Source organism: Actinophytocola sp., from assembly GCF_036002505.1.
Classification (GTDB): Bacteria; Actinomycetota; Actinomycetes; order Mycobacteriales; family Pseudonocardiaceae; genus DASYTH01.
The window spans coordinates 1-5,173 of sequence record NZ_DASYTH010000161.1 but is presented as its reverse complement, the minus strand read 5'-3'; the positions used below and the strand labels follow the sequence as shown (position 1 = coordinate 5,173).

The following is a 5,173-nucleotide window of genomic DNA, read 5'->3' as shown; positions in this document are numbered from 1 at the left end:
CTGGCGCGGCGTAGCCGGGGCGTGCCGGACAAGTGGGAGCACGACCAGGTTGAGCTCGTCCCGTTCGATGTGGACTCCGTGGTGCGGCACCTGCTTCAGCCGGACCGGGTCGACGAGTGGTCCTCGGTTGGGCCGCCGCTGTTTTACCTGGCGCTGATCCGACGATACGGTCGTGCCCGCGTTGAACGTGTGGCGGCGCGGATCGTCAGATCGTTGAACGAGCCGCCCCGAGGAACCCGGGATGTCCCTCGAGGCGGCCCGCGTCCGGCCGGCGCTAGTCGACGCTGATGCGGTACTCGACGCCGCCGGAGTCCCGGCCCTGACTGTCGGTCTGGGACAGTTGCAGCCCGAACTGTCCGCCCGCCTGCTTCTCACCGGCGGTGAGCTCGACGAAGGTCTGCAGCTTCTCTCGCGGGTTGACCAGCAGGCCCTGGATGCGCGCGTTCACCGGGTTGACGACCTGAACCTGGGTGTCCCCGACCGGGACCACGCCGACGCCCTTCTGTCCGGACTCCCGCCAGCGGGCCGCCAGCACCGGGCCGAGGTTGACGATCACCTTTCCGTCCACGGCGAACGGCCGGCCGACCGGGGCGATCACCAGGTCGGTGCGGATCGGCCGCGGCTCGGGATTGCGCACCAGGAACGGCTCCCGCGTGATACCGAAGTGCCGCAGGCGCACGGTGTCCACGTTGTGCCAGGCGATGTTGTTGTTCTGCCACGCGTTCTGCCAGGTGGTCGGGCCCTCGGCGAAGGTCATCGGGTCGCTGCCGGAATCCCAGCGGGCGAGCAGACAGAAGTGGGTCGGCGAGGTCGGCACGTTCCAGGGAATGGGGCCGACGATGGTGCCCCCGGGCGGCACGATGGTGAACAGCGCGCTGATGTCGTTCCAGTCGTCGGTCGCGGTGCCGTCCCAGTACGCAGCGCCACCCTGGTCCGTCCAATATGTGCGCAGGGTGCCGAAGACGTTGCCGGTCGCGCCCTGGAGGCGGTTGAGCCGGACGTAGAGGTAGGCCGGCTGGCCGGCGATCGGGTTCTCGTCGGCCAGGCACATCGGCGACGGGTTCTGGCAGACCCAGATGTCCGGGCTGCGCCACACGTCCGGCGGCGACCACGGCAGGCTCGGCTCTGACGCGTTGTCGCTCGGATTGTCCTGCATCCACACGTCCACCGCGGACGGTGTCGCGGTAGCCGGCACGGCGGACAGCAGCGCCCCGGCCACGGCGATCACCAGCGCGGCCAGCCACCGTCTGCGGTGGCGGATGACTCGGTCCATCAGCGGTTCCCCTTCTTCGGTGTCGGGTTGACGCGCTGAGAGTCACCGCATCCAGTTGTGAACCAGTTGTGCCTCCGGCCGGCCATTACGCAGAAGGGGTTAAGAGCGATTCACCCGGTGACGCACGAGTAGAGCGGAGCGTGACATGCCGTCCACGTATTACGTCGCCTGGTGGAATCTCGAGAACCTGTTCGACGAGGAGAACGCGCCGCTCTCCCGCCGGCCGGAGAAGGTGGCCAGGACCATCAAGAAGGACATCGCCGGCTGGACGCCGCAGCGGCGGGACAAGAAGATCGCCCAGCTCGCCTCGGTGATCGTGCAGATGAACGGCGGAAAGGGCCCGGATGTCCTGGGCGTCTGCGAGGTGGAGAACCACTACGTGCTCGACCTGCTGGTCGCCGCCATCAAGGACCTGTTACCGAGCCGGGTGTACAGCATCGTGCACGCCGACACCGATGACGCCCGCGGCATCGACGTCGCGTTCCTGTACGACCCGGAGGTGCTGGCCGCCGGCGAGACGTTCTACCACGTGGTGATGCGGCGCAACGCCACCCGCGAGATCGTCCAGGTCAACTTCCAGACCGCGAAGGGCCGCGCCTGGGTGCTGTTCGGCAACCACTGGCCGTCCCGCAGCGGCGGGCAGTACGAGTCGGCCGGGTTCCGCGACATCGCCGGCGAGACGCTGGCCTACTTCCACGAGCGCACGCTCGACGTGCTCGGCGAGAAGACTCCGGCGCTGGCCATGGGTGACTTCAACGACGAGCCGTTCGACACCTCGCTCGTCACCCACGCGCTGAGCACCCGGCAGCGGATCAAGGTGGTGGAGGCCAAGGAGGTTCCGCGGATGTGGAACATGATGTGGCCGCTGATCGGCAAGCCGGACGGCACGTTCTACTTCGACAACCAGCCCAACCTGCTGGACCAGTTCCTGGCCAACAAGAACATGGCCCGGGAGGGCGCGCCGCTGGCGATCCAGCCGGACACCGTGGAAGTCCTGCGGTTCCCCGGCACGTCCACCGGCGTCTACCACCGGCCGCGCCCGTTCGGCGGCATGGGCAAGGAGGTCGACGAGGCCGGCTTCTCCGACCACTTCCCGATCGGCATCAAGGTCGTCGAGGCGGATTAGCCAGGTCCGCACTTTGAAGGATCATCCGGCGAGTTTGCCCTGGTTAACATCAGTTCAGTCGACCGTGGGCGCGTCGGAGGGAAAGAAGCGGTGGCGGACAACGACGGGGTGAAGGCGCGGCCGCTGGACGTTCCGCTGCCGTATGCCGTGGTGATCCTGACCGGGCGGGCCGCGAAGACCGGCTGGGTGATGGCCGGCACCGGGGTGCGGCTCGCGGTCGCCTGGGTCGCCACCCGGCCGCGCGGGCGGCGGGACCGGTTCGAGGGCAAGCTGATCAACATCGGCATGCGCACGATCCACCGGCTCGGCGCCACGTTCATCAAGTTCGCCCAGCTGCTCAGCACCCGGGTGGACGTGCTGCCGGCGGAGCTGTGCGCGCGGCTTGCCGTGCTGCACGACGACGTTCCGGCCATCAGCCCGCGGCGGGCGCGGCGGCTGGTGGCGAAGCGGCTCGGCGGTGACCTGGACGCGATCTTCGCCGAGTTCGACGCGGTCCCGGTGGCCAGCGGCAGCATCGCCTGCGTGTACCGGGCGACCCTGCACGACGGCTCGGTGGTGGCGGTGAAGCTGCGCCGGCCGGGCGTGGACAAGGTGCTCGGCGCGGACTTCACGCTGATGCGCGGCGTGGCGCGGATCATGGCGAAGCTGCCGGCGTTCCGCAGCATGCCGGTGCGCGAGATGATCGACCAGATGGGCGGCGCGATCGCCGCGCAGCTCGACTTCACCCGGGAGGCCGTGTCGGCGACCGCGCTGGCCGACAACCTCGAGGAGATGCCGGGCGTCATCGTGCCGCGGGTCCGCGCCGACCTCACCGGGCCGGCCGAGACCGGCGCCGGCATCCTGGCTCTGGAGTTCATTCCGGACCTGGTGCGGCGCAACCCCGCGCAGTTCACCCAGCAGGCCCGGGACGCGGTCGTGGAGAACGCGCTGGAGTCGGTGTTCAAGATGCTGTTCCAGGACGGCTTCGTGCACAACGACCTGCATCCCGGAAACCTCTACTTCCGGCCGGACGGCACGATCGTGATGGTCGACGCGGGGTTCGTCACGAAGCTCAGCGAGCACGCCCGCTGGCATTTCGCCGACTACTTCTACGCCATGGCCACCGGCAATGAGGCCCGGTGCTCGGAAAACATCATCTCGACCGGAATCAGGCCGAAGAACTTCGACGAGGTGGGTTTCCGCCGGGAGCACGGCGAGCTGGTTCGCAAGAACAGCGGGGCGCACACCAAGGACTTCAACCTCCTGCAGTTCGCCATCACGCTGTTCGACATCCAGAACCGGTACGGGCTCTACGGTGATCCGGAGTTCGTATTCCCGCTGCTGTCCATGCTCGTCCTCGAGGGCGCGATCAAGGAGTTCGCCCCGGACACCAACTTCCAGAAGCTGGCGATTCCGTACGTCCTCCTCGGCCTGGAGAAGAAGTCTGAGGCAGCCTGAGGGCGCGGTACCCTCAGCTGTGTGGTCCGGAACGTCTTCAAGGGGAACGCAAAATACCTCGTCCAGGCCGGTCGAATATCGGGTGGCATCAAGATCGGGGTGTCACCCTGGTGGCGAGCGGTGCTCGTCCTCGCCGTGCCTCTCGTCCTGAGTTCCGCCGCGGGCAGCACAAGCAATACGAGTCCTTCCGCGAACCCGACGTTCGTGGCCGCCGGGAACCTCACGGTGTGCACCGACCGGTTCGACGCGAGAGGTATCGACTTTGACCTGATTGATCTGGTGGCCACCCGGCTCGGGGTCACCAGGCAGGTGGTCCAGGCCGGGATCGAGGACGGGTCTGCGCTGAACGCCGGGCGCTGCGACATCACGTCGGGCCTGGTGATTTCCGCGTCGCGGACGGCGGTCATGGATCTGTCCTCCACGTACTTCTTCGACCGGCTCGGACTTCTGGTCAAGAATGGCGCGGCGATCAGGAAGCTTGACCAGTTCACGAAAGCCAAAGTCACCTTGGGCCTGCAGCGCGGCGCTCGCGGCGAGAGCGAAGCCTGGAAAAGAGCGCTTGCCCCGACTCTGTTCGGTGACGAGGACAGCCTGTTTCGGGCACTACTGGGCGGGCAGGTCGACGCGGTTCTGCACGATCTCATCGCGGTCAACCACCGGATGCCGAGCGGGTTCGAAAGGAGTGACGAGATCGACCTCGATGTGTGGTACGGCCTGGCGGTGCGAAAGGGCAATGCCGAACTGCTGAATGTCGTCAACGCGACGGTCGACGACGCGGTCCGCGACGGAACCTGGGCGAACCTGTACCGGAAATGGGTGGGTTCGGAGCCCTCTACCGCCGTGCCGATTCGGTGAGCGCGGTCCGCTCGGCCTCGTCGAGGTCGAGTTCGAGGGCGGCGAGCGCCGGGGCGAGGTGCTCGGGGCGGTGGGGTCCGAGGATGACGGCGTCCACGGCCGGTTCGGCGAGCACCCAGGCCAGGGCCAGCACCGGCAGGCTGACGCCGTGCCCGGAAGCCTTGGTGCGCAAGGTGTCGATCAGTCCGGTGGCGGCGCGCTGCTCGAGGTCGCGGTAGGGCTCGGGGCGCAGGGTCATCCGGGAGCCCGGCGGGTAGGGCTCGCCGGGACGGTAGTCGCGGACCAGCCAGCCGCCGGCCAGCGGGCTGTAGGCGGTGACGCCGACCCGGTTCCGCAGGCAGGCGTCGAGTGTGCCGGGGTCGGCCGGATCGATGAGGCTGTGCCCGATCTGGAGGTTGACCACGGGGTGCAGGGCGGCGGCGCGGTCGATGTCCGCGGCGTCCGCGTTGCTCAGGCCGAAGTAGCGGATCTTGCCGGCGCGG

At 68.2% G+C, this 5,173-nt stretch carries 5 protein-coding genes; 3 read left to right on the top strand and 2 right to left on the bottom strand.

Features of this window, described 5'->3' with window-relative positions; all coding sequences use genetic code 11:
* Nucleotides 1-274: 274 nt before the first annotated feature.
* Nucleotides 275-1,273: a hypothetical protein gene (locus VGR06_RS14055; protein ID WP_327559501.1), complete on the bottom strand. Its 999-nt coding sequence runs from the start codon at nucleotides 1,271-1,273 to the stop codon at nucleotides 275-277.
* Between the two features lie 145 nt (nucleotides 1,274-1,418).
* Here VGR06_RS14055 and VGR06_RS14050 point away from each other — a divergent pair, with 145 nt between their 5' ends.
* From VGR06_RS14050 to VGR06_RS14040, 3 genes are all read left to right on the top strand, one after another.
* Nucleotides 1,419-2,399, top strand: a complete 981-nt coding sequence (locus tag VGR06_RS14050) for an endonuclease/exonuclease/phosphatase family protein (RefSeq protein WP_327559500.1) — start codon at nucleotides 1,419-1,421, stop codon at nucleotides 2,397-2,399.
* A 90-nt stretch (nucleotides 2,400-2,489) separates the two neighbouring features.
* Nucleotides 2,490-3,836, top strand: coding sequence for an ABC1 kinase family protein (locus VGR06_RS14045; RefSeq protein ID WP_327559499.1), 1,347 nt, complete (start codon nucleotides 2,490-2,492; stop codon nucleotides 3,834-3,836).
* 120 nt (nucleotides 3,837-3,956) lie between these two features.
* Nucleotides 3,957-4,691, top strand: coding sequence for a transporter substrate-binding domain-containing protein (locus tag VGR06_RS14040; protein ID WP_327559498.1), 735 nt, complete (start codon nucleotides 3,957-3,959; stop codon nucleotides 4,689-4,691).
* Here the strand turns inward: VGR06_RS14040 and VGR06_RS14035 are convergent.
* On the bottom strand, nucleotides 4,669-5,173 hold a 505-nt coding region (locus VGR06_RS14035; RefSeq protein ID WP_327559497.1), incomplete at its 5' end, for an aldo/keto reductase. The two genes, VGR06_RS14040 and VGR06_RS14035, sit on opposite strands and share 23 nt — an antisense overlap.